The following is an 18,730-nucleotide window of genomic DNA, read 5'->3' on the forward strand; positions in this document are numbered from 1 at the left end:
GCGATGATGGCCAATACGACGATTGCCGACCTGCGACGCGATCATGAAACGATCGATATTCTCGCACGGCGGCTTTCGGGGTTGATCGAAACCACGGCGGAACCGGAAAAACTCTCGCTCGCGCTCGATCATCTGCTTCACGCTGTCGCCGATCATCTCGACCGCGAAGATGCCACGATCTACACGCTCGCCCTTTCCGCCCAGCCCGGCATTTCGCGTGGCAAGGTGGATCAGGTTCGAGACGAGTTCGAACGGCTGAAGTGCAACTGGAAGGAGTATCTGGTGCACTGGACCACCGAGCAGATCGCTGCCGACCGCGATGGTTTCGTCCAGGCGACTCGCGCGATGATGCCGCGCCTGCGCGGGCGTGTGCAGCTGGAAGACAGCCTGCTCGTCGCCGTTGCGCTCCAGACCGAGCCGAGCACGCCCAGCTACCACTAAAGCGAGATGGCAGGATGTTGACCCGCCGTGACGGCGCAGGGCAACCGCGAAGCGGCAACGTCCCGCCAGGGCAATATCACATCGCGCGATAGAGCGTTTTCACCGTGGGCGAAGACGCTCCAATACCAGGCTGCACGCAGAAGACCCCATCCGCGTCCCCCACAGCGTCGCCCCGGCGTAAGCCGGGATGACGGGGAGAGGCTGGATGCGTCGGTATCCATGCAGCCTGGTATCAGGCGTTGATTGCCGCATTTTCCGAGCCTTTGACCGTAACGGTCAACGTGAACATGCGCTAACGGCGCGGCTATTCCGCAGCCAACAGGCTGGTTGCGCCGCCGAGATCGACGGACACCAGCCGGCTGACGCCGCGTTCGACCATCGTGACGCCGAATAGCCGGTGCATTCGTGCCATCGTCGCCGCATTGTGGGTGACGATCAGATACCGAGTCGCGGTCTCCCGCGTCATACGCTCCAGCAGATCGCAGAAGCGGTCGACATTGGCATCGTCGAGGGGGGCATCGACTTCGTCGAGCACGCAGATCGGCGAGGGCTTGGTAAGGAACAGCGCGAAGATCAGCGCGACCGCGGTCAGCGCCTGCTCGCCGCCGGACAGGAGGGTGAGCGATTGCAGCTTCTTGCCCGGCGGCTGCGCCATGATCTCCAGGCCGGCTTCGAGCGGATCGTCCGAATCGATCAGCGCGAGATGCGCCTGGCCGCCGTTGAACAAGGTGGTGAACAGCGTGCGGAAATGCCCGTCCACCGCTTCGAACGCGGCGAGCAGGCGCTGGCGCCCCTCGCGGTTGAGCGTGCCGATCGATCCGCGCAGACGATGCACCGCCTGCATCAGTTCGTCGCGCTCGCGCGCATTGGTGCCGAACGCGGCCTCCAGTTCGGCCAGCTCGGTTTCGGCGACGAGGTTCACGGGCCCCAGACGCTCGCGCTCGACCGCGAGCTTGTCGTGCGTGGCCGCCTCTTCCTGCGGGTTGCGTACGCTTTCCGCCTCGAAGCCCAGGCGCGGCGGGAGCAGCGGCGGCGGACATTCGAAGCGCTCGCCGGACACGCGACCCATCTCCACCCGGCGCAGATCCTGGCTTTCGGCGCGGGCGGCGGCGCCGGCGCGGCGTTCGCGGGCTTCGGACAGCGCTTCGCTTGCCTTGCGCAGCGCCCCCTCGGCGGCGCGCAGCGCGGCTTCGGCTTCGGCTTCGGCAGCCTGGGCGGCGGCCAAGTCGCGCTTCGTCGCTTCGCTGGCGGCTTCGGCTTCGCCGAGCTGCGCGGCGATTTGGGTGGGGCGGGCTGCGATCGCCTCGCGTTCCTGCGCCAGGGTGGCCGCCCGCGCATTCATCTCCGCCGATCGGCGCGTGGCATCGGCGGCGCGGGCGCTCCAGCTCTTCGCTTCGGCATCGGCGGCGACGCGTCGCTCGCGCGCCTGGGCGAGGTCGCGGTCGAGCGTCACCCGCTCGGCACGGGCGCCGGCGACGGCGGCGCGCGCCGAATCGGCCTCGCGGGAGAGCGTTGCCACCTTCGCGCGCGTTGCCGCGCCATCGGGCAGCGCGGCTTTCGCGGCGTCGGCGCGGGCGAATTCGCCCTGTGCGTCCGCCAGTTCGGCGACGATCCGGCTGCGCCGTGCATCGAGATCGGCGCGCTGCGCTTCGAGCCGTTCGAGCTGGCCGGCGGCGCGATCCTCTGCGCGCGTCGCTTCGCGGGCAGCCAGCTCGGCCTGATCGAGGCGCCTGCGATTCTCGGCCGCACTGCGTCGTGCCTCTGCGATCGTCGCTTCGATCCGGCTGAGCGCCGCCGCCGCCGCATCCAGCGCCGCCTGCGCTGCCGGCCGTGCGCGTTCCAAGGCGGCGAGCCGATTGACTCGCTCCAGCCGCTGCGCCGCCGCGGCGCCGCCCGAGCGGGCGCGATAGCCGTCCCAGCGGCGAAGCACGCCTTGCAACGTCACCAGGCGCTGGCCGACAGCGAGCGCCTGGCCGGCATCGGTTTCGCATACCACGACCTGCGCCAATCGCCGGGCGAGTTCGTTGGGCGCGGTGACGTGGGCCGTCAGCGGCGCGGTGCCCGCGGGCGGACCCGGATCGGTTGGCAGCGGCTCGGCGCCCCCCCAATGGCGCTCGGCGCTGGCCTCCAGCCCGGCCTCCAGATCGTCGCCCAGCGCCGCCGCGAGCGCGCGCTCATAGCCGTCAGCCACGGTGACCCGGTCGAGCAGCCGATCCTTGCCGGTGGGTTTGGTCGCCTTGGCGAGCGCGGCCGCTTCGCTGTCGATCTGGGCGAGTTCGGCATGGGCGGTAGCGCGGGCGGCCTGGGCGCCATTGCGTGCCTCGATCGCCGCGCGCTCCTCGGCATCGGCGCGGGTGAGCGCGTCGCGCGCGGCTTCAGCCTGGTGTTGCGCCTCGACACGGGCGCTGGCCGCACGTTGCCGCTCGGCGTGAAGCGGCTCGGCATCGGCGAGCATGTGCGCTTCGGCCTCGATCCGCGCCTGATCGCGCTGGCTGCGTTCCATGCGGGCGCGGGCGGCGGCGAGTGCGGCGTCGGCAACGCGCACTTCGGCTGCCTCGCTCGCCTGCTGCGCCAGCGCCTGCGATAGCGCGACTTCGGCGTCGCGGGCGGCGCGTTCGGCCTCGACGCAGCTCGACTCGAGCAACGGCACCCGCGCGACCGCTTCGGCGATTCGCGCTTCCAGTGCGGCCTGTTCGTCCGCCAGCCGCTCGATCGCGTCGGCCGCGTCACGGGCGAGCGCGGCTTCGCGAGAACGATCGGCGTCCAGCCGCCGCCCGGCTTCGGCCAGTTCGGCGATCCGGCGCTCGACGCCATGGCGGGCGCTGCGGAGCGCTTGCAGCCGGTGCTGGGCCTCGCCTGCGGCATCCCGCAGCCGCAGCGCTTCCGTGCGGAGGGCCGCGACCGCTTCCACGGCGGCGAGCTGGGCGGCCTCCGCCGCCGCCTGCGCTTCGCTGCGCGCCGCGACCAGCGCCTCGGCATCGGAGGCTTCCTGGCGGGCGGCCTCCGCCGCGGTTGCCGCATCGCGCCAGCGCGCGAAGATCATCCGCGCCTCCGCCACGCGAATGCGATCGGAAAGCTCGCGATAGCGTTCCGCCTGCCGCGCCTGGCGCTTGAGCGCGGCGGCGCGCTGTTCCTGCTCGCCGATCAGCTCGTCGAGCCGGGTGAGGTTGGTCTCGGTCGCGCGCAGCTTCTGCTCGGCGTCGCGGCGGCGGACGTGCAGCCCGGCGATTCCCGCGGCTTCCTCCAGCATCGCGCGCCGGTCACCGGGCTTGGCGGCAATGATCGCGCCGATCCGCCCCTGGCTGACAAGGGCAGGCGAATGTGCGCCGGTAGCGGCATCGGCGAAAGCGAGCGAGACGTCCTTCGCGCGCACGTCGCGGCCGTTGATGCGATAGGCGGATCCGGCGCCGCGCTCGATACGGCGGATGATCTCCAGTTCGTCCTGCTGCTCCGGCAGCTCGGCCACGATCGCGACTTCGGCGAAATCGCGGGCGGGCCGGGTGGCGGTGCCGGCGAAGATCACGTCTTCCATGCCGCTGCCGCGCATCGATTTGGCGCTGGTTTCGCCCATCACCCAGCGCAGCGCTTCGAGCAGGTTGGATTTGCCGCAGCCATTGGGGCCGACGATGCCCGTCAGCCCCGGTTCTATCCGCAGATCGGCCGGATCGACGAAGCTCTTGAAGCCCGTCAGCCGCAGCCGCTTGATCTGCATGGGCTCAGGCGCGCGCGATCAGCGCGCGCCGGCCTTCTGGAGCAGCGGCTCCAGATCGGACCAGGTGTTCACATCGGCCTTGCTGCCGTTGATGAAGAAGCTGGGGGTGGAATTCACGCCATGGACGTTGGCGCCATCGGCGTTGACCTTGGCGATCTCCTCGATCTTCTTCTGATCGGCCAGGCAGGCCTTGGCCTGGGCCTCGGGCAGGCCGTGCTGCTTCATGAAATCGACCATGCCCAGCGCCTGGGCGAAGCCGGCCGCGGCCTGGGGCGGCGGCATCTGCTGAATCTGGTCGAGCACCTGCGGGCTGGTCTGCTGCAGGCTCATGATCTTCTGTTCGAACCCTTCCTGCCCGGCATAGATCTGGTCGAGCATCGGGAAGAAGGCATCGGTGGGCACGCACTGGTTGAGCAGCGCCAGCGCGAGATCGGGCGCGCCGTGGATCAGGAAGTCGCGATATTCGTAGCTGACCTTGCCGGTCTTGATGTATTTTTCGCGCAGCGGTTCGACGCCGGTCGTCCCGAACTGGGCGCAGAACGGGCACATGCGCGAGCCATATTCGACGAGCTTGATCGGTGCGTTCGGATTGCCCTGGCGGAAGCCGTTGTCGGCGGTCTTCTCGACAACATCGGTCCATTGCTTGCCGGCAGGGGCGGGCACGCCGGCGACGGGCGCGGCCGCCTGCACTGGGGCGCTGCTGTTGCCGCCGGCGGCGTTGTTGCTGCCGTTGCAGCCGGCAAGCGCCACGAGGGGAAGAAGGGCTAGGGCGAAGCGCATGGAATCAGTCTCCGGTTTACAGCAGGTCAGGCGCCGGCGGCGCGCAGTTCGGGTTCGAGATAGGGCCAGCTGAACGCACGCGTCCGCCGGCCGTTGACGAAGAAGCTGGGGGTGCCATCTACCTTGTACCGGTTGACGCCATCGGCTTGCGTCTTGGCGATGCGCGCGATCGCCTTGGGATCGGCGAGGCACTGGCGCGCCTTGGCCTCGGCTAGCCCATGTGTCTTCACAAAGGCGATCATCCCCAAGGCCTCGGCGAAGCGGGTCGCCATCTGGCCCGGCGGCAGTTTCTGCCAGGCCTGCACGCGCTCCGGCGTCTTGCTGAGGGCGATCAGTCGCTCCTCGAACTGGGGCTGATTGGCATAGATCGCGTCGAGCACGGGAAAGAAGCGCTGGGTGCCGACGCACTGGTTGAGCAAGGCCAGCGCGAGGTCCGGCGCGCCGTGCACGAGAAAATCGCGATACTCATAGCTGACCTTGCCGGTCGCGATATACTGATCGCGCAGCGGCTGCATGCCCTCTTCGGCGAAGCGATAGCAGGTCGGGCAGGTGCGCGAGCCATATTCGACCAGCTTTACGGCCGCGTTGGGATTGCCCTGGCGATAGCCGCCCTCGGGCGTGGCGACGACGGTGGTCAGCCAGTCGGGCTGCGGGGCGGGCGCGGCGCCGAGCGCGAAGAGCGGCACCAGGGCAAGCATCAGGGTGAAAAGTCGTTGCATCATCTCAATCGATCCGGCCGAACACCGGGGTTTCCTCCTGCGCCGCGACGCCGGCCGCCAGCGATTCGAGCACCGCGCGCAGTTCCGGATCGGCGATGCCGCGCAGGCTGTCCCCCATTGCCTGGGGCAGGGGCTTCAGGCTGGGCGGCGGCGCCGGTTTGGCCTTGGGCGCGCGCAGGTCACCGTGGCGGATCGCCAGCTTGGCGACGGCGGGATAGCCGAAGAAGCGGTTCACCCGCTCGATGATCTCCGGCGCGATATGCTGCATCATCGGCGCGAAGGCGCCCGAGACGGTGAGCGCCAGCACGCCTTCCTCGCGCTTGCCGCGGGGAAAGCGAATCGATTCGGGGGCGGAGACGCGGGCATAGCGCTCGCCGACGATCTCCGCCCAGCGGCTGACGACCGCCGATTGCACGAAGCCGAACTTGCGGAATGCCGCGCCGCCCACGTCCGGCAACAGCTCGGATACCGCGCGCACGCGATTCGAACGCTTCGGCTCGGGGCGCGGCTGGCGGGTGGTGGTGCGGGGGGGCTTCGTCATTGTGCGCCTCCCATGCCATAGGCAGGGCGTGCCCGACAACGCTCCTGAATCGATCGCGCCCGCGCTTCTCGCCTGGTACGACGCCAATGCCCGCCGCTTGCCTTGGCGCGCGCCGCCCGGCGCCAATGCCACCGACCCGTACAAGGTGTGGCTGTCCGAGGTGATGCTGCAGCAGACCCAGGTCGCCACCGTCATCCCCTATTTCGAGACGTTCACCGCGCGCTGGCCGGGATTCGCGGCGATGGCGGCGGCAGCGGATGCCGATGTGATGGCCGCCTGGGCGGGCCTTGGCTATTATGCCCGCGCCCGCAACATGCTCGCCTGCGCCCGCGAGGTGGCGCGGCTGGGCGAGCTGCCCGATAGCGAGGCTGGCCTGCGCGCGCTGCCCGGCATCGGCGACTATACCGCCGCCGCCATCGCCGCGATCGCGTTCGGGCGGCGGGCGGTGGTGGTCGATGCCAATGTCGAGCGGGTGGTGTCGCGGCTGTTCGCGATTGCTGCGCCGCTGCCGGGATCGCGCCCGGCGATCCGGCAGCGGACCGACACGATCACCCCCGACGCCCGCGCCGGCGACTTTGCCCAGGCGATGATGGATCTGGGGAGCGGCATCTGCACCGTGCGCGCGCCCAAATGCCTGCTCTGCCCGATCGCCTTTGGCTGCAAGGCCCGCACGCGGGGCGATCCCGAGGCCTATCCGGTCAAGGCGAAGAAGGTCCCCAAGCCGCAGCGCCACGGCACGATGTTCTGGCTGGAGCGGGACGGGGAAGTGCTGCTCGTCCGTCGCCCGGACAAGGGCCTGCTCGGCGGGATGCGCGCGCTGCCCACCGGGCCGTGGGTGGACACCCCGCCCGGCATGGCCGAGGCGCCGATGGCAACGGCGTGGCGGATGTTGAACGAAACCGTCCGCCACGGATTCACCCATTTCGACCTGGAAGTGGCGCTTGCGACTGCAACAATCCCCCGCCATGCAAGCGCACCCCCCGGCGAATGGTGGCCGGTCGCCGACATCGAGTCGGCGGGCCTGCCCACCGTCTTCGCCAAGGCGGCCAAAGCGATACGGAGACTGCGATGACGGCCAAGCGAACGTTCGGACTCATCGGGGCGGCGCTGCTGCTCCAGGTGCCGCTGGTCCAGGCCCAGACCGCCGCCACGCCGGCACCCAGCCAGGTCGAGACCTTCGCCCGCCAGACTGTCGCCTCGGGCAAGGTGCCCGGCATCGTCATCACCTATGCCAAGGGCCAGGCGCCGATGACCGTGGTGAGCGAGGGCCGCATGGCCGACGCCGCCACCGCGCCCAAGGTGAATGCCGACACGCTGTGGCGGGTCTATTCGATGACCAAGCCGATCACCGGCATCGCCGCGATGATCCTGATCGAGCAAGGCAAGCTGAAGCTCGACCAGCCGATCAGCGACTTCATCCCGGCGTTCAAGAATATGACAGTGCTGGTCGACCCGACGAAGGACCTGACCAGCCGCCCGGCGACCAAGGCGATCACCGTTCGCCACCTGCTGACCCACACCGCCGGGCTCGGCTACAACGTCGTCACCAAGGGGCCGCTGCTCAACGAATATAACCGGCTGGGCATCAACCCGGCGCAGGTGAGCGATTCGTTCGAGGCGACGGCGCGCCCCGCCCGCCCGGCGACGCTGGAGGAATTCGCCAACCGCACCGCGACGCTGCCGCTGATCGCCGAGCCGGGCACCAAGTTCAGCTACTCGATCGGCCTCGACGTGCTCGGCCGGGTGATCGAGGTGGCGAGCGGCATGCCGTTCGACAGCTTCGTCAACACCCGCATCCTCGCCCCCCTCAAGATGACCTCCAGCTACTGGACGGTGCCGGCCGGCGAAGCGGGCCGTCTGGCCGACGAATATATGATGGTGGGCGGCAACCGCCTGCCGATCGATCCGGGCGCGACCTCGGTCTATCTGAAGAAGCCGAGCTTCCCCTATGGTGGCGCGGGGCTCGCCATGTCGGCCCGAGACTATGACCGGTTCCTGCACATGCTGCAGAATGGCGGCACGCTGGACGGCGTGCGCATCCTCAAGCCCGAGACGGCGGCGCTCGCCATGTCCGACCTGCTGCCGCCGGGCGTCGACAAGACGCTGCTCGCGGTGATGGCGCGCGATACCGGTGTGCCGATGGGCTTCGGCGCGGGCGGATCGGTGTTCCTCGCCGACCAGCCGGGCGGCGCGGCCAAGGGCACCTATGGCTGGTCCGGTGCTGCCGGCACCTTCGCCTGGGTCGACCCCAAGAATCAGGTCCGCGCGACGATGATGGTCAACATCCTGCTCGGCGAACTGGGCCTCAAGGTGCCGGTGCGCGCCGCCATCTACGCCGATCTCGCCAAGTGATCGCCCCCGGCTTCACCGGCGGCACGCTCGATCGCAACGACCGCGTCCGCCATGAGCCGGAACTGCTGGCGGCGGCGCTGGACGATCCGCGCGCGCGGCTGCTGCTGCTGGACGGACTGGTGCCGCAGCTCGACGGCGAGGGGCGCCTGGTCTGGACGGGGCTCGATGCCGCGACCCAGCCCTTGCTGTTCCTCGGCTTTATCGACGGCGCGCCGCGTTTCGTGCAGACGCTGGCGCCCGGCGCCCCGCTGCCGCCGGGGCGTCCGCCCGAGCTTTCGGCGATCCTGGACGCCTTCCGGGCGGAGGACGCCGCCAACTATGCGGCAGCGCGCAGCCTGATCGACTGGCACGCGCGGCACGGCTTCTGCGCCCGCTGCGGCACGCCGACCGACATCTTCCGCGCCGGCTGGGGACGGCTCTGCCCCAGTTGCGGGACCGAGCATTATCCGCGCGTCGATCCGGTGGTGATCATGCTCGCCGAGCGTGGCGACCGGGTGTTGCTCGGCCGCCAGCCGAGCTGGCCGCCGCATCGCTATTCGGCGCTCGCCGGCTTCCTGGAAGTGGGCGAGAGCGTCGAGGATGCGGTGCGGCGCGAAACGCTGGAGGAATCGGGCGTGCGCGTCGGCAAGGTCCGCTATGTCGCCAGCCAGCCCTGGCCGTTCCCGTCGCAGCTGATGATCGCGTGCATCGGCGAGGCACTCGACGAGGATATCGCGATCGACCCGCACGAGCTGGAACATGCCGGCTGGTTCGATCGCGCGCAGGTGCGCCTAGCGCTGGCGCGGGCTCCGGAGGCGCCGTTCCTCGCGCCGCCGGGATACGCGATCGCCTATACGCTGCTCAGGGCCTGGGCCGAGGGGGCGTAGGTTCGGTCGGTATCCTCCCCCGCCCGGGCAGGGGGATCGCATATGAAGCCAGGGGCCGGCGGATTTCGAAAAGCGATCGTCATTCCCGCGAAGGCGGGAATCCATTGCCCTGAGCGCCGGGGGAAAGAACCTCAGCATCAGCGCCAATGGATCCCCGCCTTCGCGGGGATGACGATGTATTTTGGCCAAATGCGATTGCCCTGCCCGCCAGGGAGAGGTGGCGCCGAAGGCGACGAAGGGGGAGGATGCCAGAACCTCTCGAACCGTCGTGCTTCCTCCCCCTCCGAGCCGCTGCGCGGCCCACCTCCCCCTGGCGGGGGAGGATACGGTTTTTTCTTTTCGGCCGTTTTCTTTACGGCCGCGGCCGTGCCTGCGGGTAGGTGCCGAGCAGCCGCACCCATTTCGAGTGGAAGCCCAGCTCCTCCAGCGCGCGGAGTACGCCTGCGTCGTCGGGGCTGCCGACGATGTCGGCGTAGAATTCGGTTGCCGAGAAGCTCGCCTCGCGCTGGTAGCTCTCCAGCTTGGTCATGTTGACGCCGTTGGTCGCGAAGCCGCCCAGCGCCTTGTAGAGCGCGGCGGGGATGTTCTTCACCTCGAAGATCAGCGAGGTCATGAACGGACCTTCGCCGGTGACCCCCGGCGCATCGCGGGAAAGGATCACGAAGCGGGTCATGTTGTGCGCGGCATCGGCAATGTCGCTGGCGAGCACGTTGAGGCCGTACAGTTCGGCCGCGTGGGCCGGCGCAAGCGCCGCCACCTTGGGATCGGCCAACTCTGCCACCATCGCGGCCGCACCGGCGGTATCGGGATAGGCGACCTGCGCGATGCCGTGGGCCTTCAGCCAGTGGCGGCACTGGCCGAGCGCCTGGGGATGGCTCATTGCCTCGCGCACGCCGTCGATGGGACCGGTGCCCATCAGCGTATGGCGGATCGCCAGGAAATGCTCCCCGATGATCGACAGGCCGGATTCGGGCAGCAGGAAATGGATGTCGGCTACCCGGCCGTGCAGGGAGTTTTCGATCGGAATCATCGCGCGATCGGCCCGCCCCTCCTTCACCGCATCGATCGCGTCGTCGAAGGAAAAACAGGGTAGCGGCAGCGCGTCGGGAAAGGCTTCACGCACCGCGACATGCGAATTGGCGCCAGGCGCGCCCTGAAAAGCCACGGCGCGATTCGGCGCGGCAGCGGCGTCGGCAAGCATCCGGGCGACGATCGGGCGTGCGGGGGCGGCGAAATTCTCCATGGAGGGGCGCGCTAGCCTTCGTACGCTGGCGCCGCAAGTCCGCTTGCTTTCGGACGCGGCAGCGCTCTAAAGATGAAATCAAAGCACAGGCGGGAGCGGATAATGCAAGATCGCTTCAATACGATCGCAGGTTGGGCGTTGGCGGGCGGCATCGCCGCGTTGGGACTTTCGATCGTTAGCGCGAAGATCTTCCATTCCGAAGCGCCCGAAAAGCCCGGCTATTATGTCGAGGCGGAGGAAGAGGGGGCTGGCGGTGCCGCCGCAGCCGCCCCGCTGCCGGTTCGGTTGGCGAGTGGCGACCTTGCCAAGGGCGAGGCCGGGTTCAAGCAGTGCGCTTCCTGCCACACGATCAATCAGGGTGGCGCAAACGGCATCGGCCCCAATCTCTATGCCACGCTGGGCGAGGGGATCGCGCAGGGCAAGGGCGGCTTTGCCTTTTCGGACGCGCTGAAGGGCGTGGGCGGTACCTGGGATCTCGAAAAAATGGACGCGTGGCTCGCCAGTCCGCGCAAGTTCGCGCCCGGCACCAAGATGACCTTCGCCGGCATCTCGGACCCGCAATTGCGCGCGGACGTGATCCTCTACCTCAACAAGCAGGGTTCCAACCTGCCCTTGCCGGCTGCCCCGGCGGCGAGCGGCGCGCCCGACAATGCCGGCGTGCAGAGCAACGGGGCCGCCGAAGGTGCCGATGTTTCGGTGAACGTCAGTCAGGCGACGCCTGCCGAGGGCGCCCCTTCCAAGGATCCGCAGGCAGCGGTTCAGGCCGAAAAGAAGCGCTGATTCCGCAGGCGCCGCGAGCGCCCGCGATGCTGCTGCCGGGCGTCGGGACCATCCGGCCCCTTGCCGATCCTGGAGGGCTTGGGCAAGGTTGCCCCGTTACGGGCCCGGCATGAACGCCCGGGAGCCAGCCGGCATGGTCGGCGGGTGCCGTAGCCATGAGGAGGTTCGTGGAAATGCGCCCGCAACGTTATAGCGCCGTCGCCATCCTGCTGCACTGGGCGCTGGCCCTGCTGCTGTTGTTCCAGCTCGGGCTGGGCTGGGCACTGGAGGATCTGCCCCGTTCGACGCTGTTCGCTGCGTTCCAGTTTCACAAATCGGTCGGTATCCTGATCCTGGTCCTGTCGCTCGCGCGGCTCGGCGTGCGGCTGGCGGTGCAGCGGCCGGCGGCGTTGGACGCCAGTCCTGCCGCACGGGCGTTGGCCGGTGCGGTCCACCTGCTGCTGTACGGCGTGATGATCGTCGGGCCGATTTCGGGCTGGATTCTGGTTTCGACGGCGCGGGTGAAGCTGCCCACCTTGCTGTTCGGACTGATTCCCCTGCCGCATCTGCCGGTCGGCATGGCGATGCACGCGCCGGCCGAGGTCATCCACGGGCTGGTAGGGTGGCTGCTGGCAGGCTTGTTTGTCCTGCACGTCGCAGGTGCGCTGCGGCACCATTTGCTGCGCGATGACGTGATCGGGCGCATGATGCCGCAGGCGGTGGCGCGCCGTCCCGCGCTCACGGTGGCGGCGATTGCGGCACTGGCTGCCTGTGCCGCGGCGTTCTTCGCCGGCTCGGCCAGCTATCGTCGCGCGGGGGCGACGCCCCAGCCGCCGGCTGCGGCAGCCCCAGCGCCCGAGGCCTTGCCGGCGGCTGCGCCGGCGGCACCGGCTGCGGCCCCCACGGCAAGCCCTTCGGCGTTGCCCTCGCCGAATGCCACGACGGCGGCGGTGCGGCGCTGGCGGGTGCTCCCTGGCGGCACCCTGGGTTTCCGCACCGATTATAGCGGGGAGGCGATCAACGGTCGCTTCACCCGCTGGACCGCAGATATCCGCTTCAGCCCGGAGGATCTGCCCAATTCCCGGATCGGCGTGGATATCGACCTGGCTTCCGTGGCGACCGGCGATGCGGAGCGGGACGATACGTTGCGCGGCGACGACTTTTTCGGTGTGGCGGGGCACCCCCATGCGCGCTTTACCGCAACCCGCATCCGCAAACAGGGTAGCGGCTATGTCGCCGATGGTGCGCTGACGCTGGCGGGGCTCACCCGGCCCGTGCCGGTGCGGTTCACGCTGGTGATCGATGGCGATCGCGCCCGGGCCGCCGGCACCGCGACGGTGCGCCGCCTCGCGTTCGGCGTGGGCAAAGGCCAGTGGAGCGACGCCGCGACCATCGCCGATCCGGTTGCGGTCAGCTTCCGGTTCGACGCTAGCGCGCGCTGACCGGGGTCAGCGCGCGGCAGCGAGATCGGCGGGCGTGCTGCCGGATGCGAGGTAGAGCGCCACGCTGTCGGTGAGGCGCGCCGCCTTTGCCTGGACCAGCTGTACCGACGCCTGCGAGGCGGCGGACGATGCGTTCAGCAATTGCAACGTGCCAAGCGCGCCGAGTTCCACCTGACGACGGGTCATCGCCAGGGTGCGGGTGGCGGCGGCATCGGCGCGGGCGGCGGCGTCGAGCGCTTCCGCATCCGTGCGCAGCCCGGCGATCGCATCGTCCACGTCCAGGAAGGCCTGGAGCGCCGCGGCGCGATACTGTGCCTTCGCGGCATCCAGCGCGGCCTCCGCCGCACGCTGCTGATGCTTCAGCTGCGCGCCGTGGAAGATCGGTTGGGTAAGGCCGCCGACGATCGAGAAGAACGGATTGCTGCCCTTGAACATGTCGAAGAAGCGCGTCGACGAACCGCCGGCATTGCCCGTGAGCGTAAGCGAGGGCAGGCGGGCCGCAATCGCGCTTCCGACGTCCGCGGCGGCGGCCTTCACCTCGGCCTCGGCGGCGCGAACGTCCGGCCGATTGGCGACGATCTCGGCCGGCAGCGCAAGCGGCAGCGTCGCGGGAAGGTGCAGTTCGGCGAGGCTCGGCAATGCAACGGCCGTGCCCGGTGCATCGCCCGCCAGCGTTGCGATCAGGCCGGCCTGATGCTGGCGTTGTCGTTCGAGCGGCGCCAGCGTTGCCTCGATCGTCGCAAGGGCGGTCTGCTGCGCGCTGACATCGGCTTCCCCGACATCGCCGAGGTTCCGGCGCTTCTCCAGCAGGGCGACGAGCGTGCGATTGTCCTGGATGGCGGCACGCGTCGCCTCGATCTGGGCGACCAGCGCGGCATGATCGATCACCGCCTGCACCAGATTGGCGATCGCGGTGGCCTGTGCCGCGCGCAGCTGGTGCGCCGCGACTTCCGCCGCCGCCCGCGCCGAGCGGACCTTGTTGCGGCCCGCCCCGAACAGGTCGATCGGATAGGCGACGGTCAGCTGGGCGGTGTGGAAGCTGTAGAGGAAGGTATTCTGATCGGCCAGCGGGTTCGACAGCGATCGTGAGACCTGGGTGCGCTGCGCCTGATAGCCGGCATCGACTTGCGGTGCCTGCGCACCACGCGCGACCCGGGCCATTTCCTGGGCCTGGCGCAGGCTTGCCTCGGCCGCCGCCAGATCATCGTTATGCGCCAGGGTGCGCGCAACGAGCGCGTCGAGCTTGGCGCTGCCGAAGCTCTGCCACCAGTTCGGCACGATCGCCGGGACGGCGCCGAGCTGCTGCGCCGCCCCGCTCGCCGGGGTGATCGCGCCGGGCGTCTGGGCGGGCGGCAGCGGCACCGGGGTCGTCAGGGAATGCGGACCGACGGTGCAGCCGGCAAGCAGGACGAGCGGGAGAAGGGACTGCGGGCGCATCATGCCTGCTCCATTGGGGTGCCATCGGCATGGTGCCGGCGAACGGTGTGGCCATGGGCGCCGCGGTGACGCGAGAAGCGCAGGATCAGCGGCGGCAGTACCAGCAGGATCAGCAGCGGCGCGAGGGTCATGCCGCCCACCACCACCAGTGCCAGCGGCTTCTGCACCTGGCTGCCGATGCCGGAGGAAACCGCGGCGGGCAGCAGGCCGATCGCCGCAGCGAGGCAGGTCATGATCACGGGCCGCAGGCTGTGCCGCACCGTCACCGCCATGGCAGCGTCATGATCCATGTCTTCGTTGACGTTCTGGTTGAACGTGCTGACCACCAGGATGCCGTCCATCACGGCGATGCCGAACAGCGCGACGAAGCCGATCGCGGCGGAGATGCTGAACGGCGTGCCGGTCAGCGCCAGTGCCAGCACGCCGCCCACCATCGCCATCGGGATCACGCTGAACGCCAGCAGCGTATCGCGCACCGAACCGAAATTGGCGAACAGCAGCACCAGGATCAGCGCCAGGCTGATCGGCACCACCACCTCCAGCCGCGCCACCGCGCTGGTGAGGTTGCCCAGTTCGCCCGCCCATTCGAGGTGATAGCCCGGCGGCAGCTGCACGTTCTTGGCGATGCGGGCTTTCGCTTCGTCGATCGCACCGCCCAGATCGCGCCCACGGACGCTGAACTTGATCGGCATGTAGCGTTCCTGATGCTCGCGATAGATGAACGAGGCACCAGTGGTGAGGTGTACCTTCGCGACTTCCGACAGCGGCACCTGGATCAGGCCGTTGCCGTTCGGCGTGGGCGCACCGATCGTGATGCGGCGGATCGATTCCATGTCGTTGCGCTGCGCGGCATCGAGGCGGACGGTGATGGGGAAATGCCGGTCGGTCGACTTTTCGTACAGGTCGCCGCTCGACTGGCCGCCGATCGCCGAGGAAACGGTGGCGTTGATGTCGTCCGGCGTCAGGCCGTAGCGCGCCGCGGCAGCCCGATCGATATCGATCCGCACCGTCGGCTGGCCAAGCGAATCGGACACGCTCAGATCGGTGATCCCCTTCACCTTCGCCATCTGCGCCTTGATCTGGTTCGCAACCGATTCGAGCGTGGTAAGATCAGCGCCATAGATCTTGAGCGAGTTCGCGCTCTTCACGCCGGACGATGCTTCTTCGACGCCGTCTTCGATATATTGCGAGAATTCGAACTCGACGCCCGGATAGCGGGCCTGGAGCTTGGCCTGCAGCTCCGCCGTCAGCTTTTCCTTCGTCACGCCCGCCGGCCATTGATCGGCCGGCTTCAGCGGGGTGTAGAATTCCGCATTGAAGAAGCCGGTGGGATCGGTGCCGTCATCGGGACGACCGTGCGTGGAGGTAACGCGATCGACCTCCGGATATTCCGCGATGATCTTGCGGATGCCGTTGACGATTGGCTGGCCGGCCTCGAGCGAGATCGAGGGCGGCAGCGTTGCGCGGATATAGAGGTTGCCTTCCTCCAGATGCGGCAGGAACTCGACGCCCAGAACCCGCACGGTGCCGAACGCACCGAGCACGAGCAGCCCCGCGAGGCCGAAGGTGAGCAGCCGGTTGGCGATCGCGAAGGAAATCGCGGGTTCCAGCACCCGGCGGATCTGGCGGACCACCCAGGTATCGACCTCGCTCAGCTTGTCCGGCAGCAGCAGGGCCGACAGGACCGGGGAGACGGTGAAGGCCGCCAGCAGGCCGCCGGCGATGGCATAGGCATAGGTCTTCGCCATCGGCCCGAAGATGTGCCCTTCCACGCCGGTGAGCGTGAACAGCGGCAGGAAGCTGGCGATGATGATCGCGGCGGCGAAGAAGATGCCCCGGCTTACATCGCTGGAGGCGTGGAGGATCGCCGAGAAGCGATTTGCCGGGGTCGCATGAATGCGGCCTTCGGAAATCGCGTGCGATCGGTCTGCCAGCCTTCGATACACGGCTTCCACCATGATCACGGCGGCATCGACGACGAGGCCGAAATCGAGCGCGCCAAGCGACAGCAGATTGGCCGATTCGCCCTGGATCACCAGGATCAGCACCGCCACCGATAGCGCGAAGGGGATGGTGATCGCGACGATCAGCGCGCTGCGCAGATTGCCGAGGAACAGCCATTGCAGGATGAAGATCAGCAGCACGCCTTCGAACAGGTTGTGCATCACCGTGCGGGTGGTAACCGCGATCAGATCCGAGCGATCATAGATGCGTTCGATCTTCACGCCGGGCGGCAGGATGCCGCTGGCGTTGATCGATTCGATCTCGGCCTTGACGCGGGTGATCGTCGGCAGCGATTGCGCGCCGCGCTGCATCAGCACGATGCCCATCACCACGTCGTTATCCTGGCCTTCACCGGCGATGCCGAGCCGCGGCGTGTTGCCGATTGCCACGGTGCCGACTTCGCGGAGCAGGATCGGGGTGCCGCCGGCCGTGCCCACCAGCACGTTCTGAATCGCATCGACCGACTGGATCAGCCCCACGCCGCGGACGATCGCCGCCTGCTCGCCGAAATTGACCGTCTGGCCGCCGACATTGGCGTCGCTCTTGCCGATCGCTGCGAGTACCTGCGGGACGGTGACGCCATGCGCGACGAGCTTGTCGCGATCGAGGCGGACTTCATAGGAGCGCAGCTTGCCGCCCCAGCCGGTCACGTCGATCACCCCGGGGATGCGCTTGAAGCGGCGCTGCAGCACCCAATCCTGGATGGTCTTCAGGTCCATCACCGAATAGCCGTTCGGGCCGGTGAGGCGATAGCGATAGATCTCGCCGATCGGGCTGGTGGGCGAGATCAGCGGCTGCGCATTGTTCGGCAGGGTGCCGAGCTGCGACAGGCGACCGAGCACCATCTGCTGGGCCTGTTCGTGCGTGACGTCATAGCTGAACTGGATCCGCACGTCCGATAGGCCAAACAGCGAGATCGAGCGCACTGCCGTAAGGTGCGGCAGGCCCGCGATCGCCACTTCGATCGGCGTGGTGATGTTGCGTTCCATCTCCTCGGCGGAGATGCCTTCGCTCTGGGTCACCAGTTCCACCATCGGCGGTACCGGATCGGGATAGGCTTCGATATTGAGGTTGACGAAGCCGATCACCCCCGCTGCGATCATGCCGATCAACAGGGTGAGCACCAGCATCCGCTGGCGCAGCGCGAGTTCGACGAGCTTGTTCATTGGTCGAGACCTGCCTCGTTCACGAACAGCGCGCCGTGGGTCACGACCTGATCGCCCGGGTTCAAGCCGCTGAGCACCCGGGTGAAGCCGGATTCGGTTTCGGCAATCTTCACCGGCCGACCCACGAGCAGGCCGTTCGCGGTGCGCACCCAGACGCGGGCATCATCGCCTTCATGGATTACCGCGATGGCGGGAACGAGCACGCCCGATTCCCCGCCGCCGATCGGCTGACGGATGGTGAAGGCAGCGAACATCTGCGGCTTCAGCGCGCCATCGGGATTGGCGATGCTCGCGCGCACCGGCAGGCGGTGGGTGGACGGATCGAGCCCGGCGGCCACGTTGTCGATCGTTGCGGTGAAGGTGCGGCCCGGCAGCGACGGCGTGGTGACGGTCACCTGATCGCCGAGGCGGATCGCGGCGGCCTGGCTTTCGGGAAGCTGGGCGACCAGCCACACGCGTGCCGGATCGGTGATCGTCATCACCGGGCTGGCCGCGCCGGCGCTGAGATACTGGCCCGGAGCGACGTTACGATCGGCGATGATGCCCGACACCGGGGCAGGATAGGTGATCGTGGCAGACGTGCCGTTGCCGCTGGCGTTACCGAACAGCGCAAGCCGGTCCTGCGCGGCGCGCAACGCCGAATCTGCCTGGCGTGCGGCCGACTGTGCAGCGACGAAATCGGCCTGGGCCTGGAGATAGTCCTTCATCGCGCCGCCGGCGGTTTCGGTGATCGCCTTTTGCCGGGTGAGATTGGCCTGGGCAACGCGCAGCGCTTCCGCTGCATTGGTGCGCTGGGCGATGGCGTTGCGCAGCGCATTGCGCGCATCGACCAGATCGGGCGAGGCGAGTCGCAGCAGCGGCTGGCCGCGCGTCACGCGCTGGCCGGGTTCCACCAGCACCTGCAGGACCTGCCCCGAAAAGGGCAGGACGATCGGTGTGCTGTGATCGCCGTCGGGCAGGATCGAGCCGCTGGCGCGCACCAGATCCGCATTCGTGCCGGTGCGGGCAGGCGCGAACTGCATCTGGCCAAGTTGTTCGGTCGTCGGGCGGAAGGTGCCCGGCGGCAGCTTCGTCTCCGGAACCGGCTTGGGCGCCAGCATCGCCTGGATGGCGAGGACTATCGCACCGATCACCAGTACCGCAGCCAGGATCGCGCCGAGCAATAGCATCTGGGCACGGGGGAGAAGACGGGGCGTGGCGGGCAGTTCCGCGCTTTCCGCGATGTTTCCAGACACGATAATCCCTTCTGCGATCCGGTTTCACGACAC

At 68.6% G+C, this 18,730-nt stretch carries 14 protein-coding genes; 6 read left to right on the forward strand and 8 right to left on the reverse strand.

Annotated elements, in window-relative coordinates; all coding sequences use genetic code 11:
- The first annotated feature begins 3 nt into the window (after window positions 1–3).
- Window positions 4–441 carry a hemerythrin domain-containing protein gene (locus DD559_RS03575; RefSeq protein WP_240610100.1) on the forward strand — a complete coding sequence of 146 codons (438 nt, stop codon included), beginning with the start codon at window positions 4–6 and terminating at the stop codon, window positions 439–441.
- A 304-nt stretch (window positions 442–745) separates the two neighbouring features.
- Here the strand turns inward: DD559_RS03575 and smc are convergent, their stop codons facing one another.
- Genes smc through DD559_RS03595 form a run of 4 tightly spaced genes read right to left on the reverse strand, consistent with a single transcriptional unit; the run spans window position 746 to window position 6,193 of the window.
- Window positions 746–4,153, reverse strand: a complete 3,408-nt coding sequence (smc, locus tag DD559_RS03580; protein ID WP_116467981.1) for a chromosome segregation protein SMC — start codon at window positions 4,151–4,153, stop codon at window positions 746–748.
- Window positions 4,154–4,171: 18 nt separating this feature from the next.
- On the reverse strand, window positions 4,172–4,933 hold the full coding sequence (locus DD559_RS03585) for a thioredoxin domain-containing protein (RefSeq protein ID WP_116467982.1): 762 nt from the start codon (window positions 4,931–4,933) through the stop codon (window positions 4,172–4,174).
- Between the two features lie 26 nt (window positions 4,934–4,959).
- The gene (locus DD559_RS03590) at window positions 4,960–5,655 is read right to left on the reverse strand and encodes a DsbA family protein (RefSeq protein ID WP_116467983.1); all 696 of its coding nucleotides are present in this window, start codon (window positions 5,653–5,655) and stop codon (window positions 4,960–4,962) included.
- Between the two features lies 1 nt (window position 5,656).
- On the reverse strand, window positions 5,657–6,193 hold the full coding sequence (locus tag DD559_RS03595; protein WP_116467984.1) for a DUF721 domain-containing protein: 537 nt from the start codon (window positions 6,191–6,193) through the stop codon (window positions 5,657–5,659).
- 28 nt (window positions 6,194–6,221) lie between these two features.
- On the opposite strand from DD559_RS03595, the gene DD559_RS03600 reads away from it, so the two are divergent.
- The 3 genes from DD559_RS03600 to nudC are packed head-to-tail and all read left to right on the forward strand — an operon-like array spanning window position 6,222 to window position 9,411.
- Entirely contained in the window at window positions 6,222–7,265 is a 1,044-nt protein-coding gene (locus DD559_RS03600; RefSeq protein WP_116467985.1) for an A/G-specific adenine glycosylase, read from the forward strand.
- Window positions 7,262–8,545 (forward strand): serine hydrolase domain-containing protein, encoded by a 1,284-nt coding sequence (locus tag DD559_RS03605; RefSeq protein WP_116467986.1) that lies wholly within the window; start codon window positions 7,262–7,264, stop codon window positions 8,543–8,545. The genes DD559_RS03600 and DD559_RS03605 overlap by 4 nt, the downstream gene beginning before the upstream one ends.
- Complete coding sequence (gene nudC, locus DD559_RS03610) at window positions 8,542–9,411, forward strand: NAD(+) diphosphatase (protein ID WP_116467987.1); 870 nt, start codon at window positions 8,542–8,544, stop codon at window positions 9,409–9,411. The genes DD559_RS03605 and nudC overlap by 4 nt, the downstream gene beginning before the upstream one ends.
- A gap of 352 nt (window positions 9,412–9,763) precedes the next feature.
- On the opposite strand, the gene DD559_RS03620 is transcribed toward nudC, so the two are convergent.
- A complete protein-coding gene (locus tag DD559_RS03620) occupies window positions 9,764–10,654 on the reverse strand; it encodes a prephenate dehydratase (protein ID WP_116467989.1) in 891 nt (296 codons plus the stop codon).
- Window positions 10,655–10,756: 102 nt separating this feature from the next.
- Here DD559_RS03620 and DD559_RS03625 point away from each other — a divergent pair, with 102 nt between their 5' ends.
- On the forward strand, window positions 10,757–11,434 hold the full coding sequence (locus DD559_RS03625; RefSeq protein ID WP_116467990.1) for a c-type cytochrome: 678 nt from the start codon (window positions 10,757–10,759) through the stop codon (window positions 11,432–11,434).
- A gap of 173 nt (window positions 11,435–11,607) precedes the next feature.
- On the forward strand, window positions 11,608–12,855 hold the full coding sequence (locus tag DD559_RS03630; RefSeq protein WP_116467991.1) for a YceI family protein: 1,248 nt from the start codon (window positions 11,608–11,610) through the stop codon (window positions 12,853–12,855).
- A 6-nt stretch (window positions 12,856–12,861) separates the two neighbouring features.
- Here the strand turns inward: DD559_RS03630 and DD559_RS03635 are convergent, their stop codons facing one another.
- The 3 genes from DD559_RS03635 to DD559_RS03645 are packed head-to-tail and all read right to left on the reverse strand — an operon-like array spanning window position 12,862 to window position 18,697.
- Entirely contained in the window at window positions 12,862–14,295 is a 1,434-nt protein-coding gene (locus DD559_RS03635) for an efflux transporter outer membrane subunit (RefSeq protein WP_116467992.1), read from the reverse strand.
- Window positions 14,292–17,462 carry an efflux RND transporter permease subunit gene (locus DD559_RS03640; protein WP_116467993.1) on the reverse strand — a complete coding sequence of 1,057 codons (3,171 nt, stop codon included), beginning with the start codon at window positions 17,460–17,462 and terminating at the stop codon, window positions 14,292–14,294. The genes DD559_RS03635 and DD559_RS03640 overlap by 4 nt, the downstream gene beginning before the upstream one ends.
- Window positions 17,459–18,697, reverse strand: coding sequence for an efflux RND transporter periplasmic adaptor subunit (locus DD559_RS03645; protein ID WP_240610102.1), 1,239 nt, complete (start codon window positions 18,695–18,697; stop codon window positions 17,459–17,461). Before DD559_RS03645 ends, DD559_RS03640 begins: the two co-directional genes overlap by 4 nt.
- Window positions 18,698–18,730 lie beyond the last annotated feature (33 nt).

Origin of the sequence: Sphingomonas pokkalii, from assembly GCF_003096275.1 — a bacterium.
Classification (GTDB): Bacteria; Pseudomonadota; Alphaproteobacteria; order Sphingomonadales; family Sphingomonadaceae; genus Sphingomonas; species Sphingomonas pokkalii.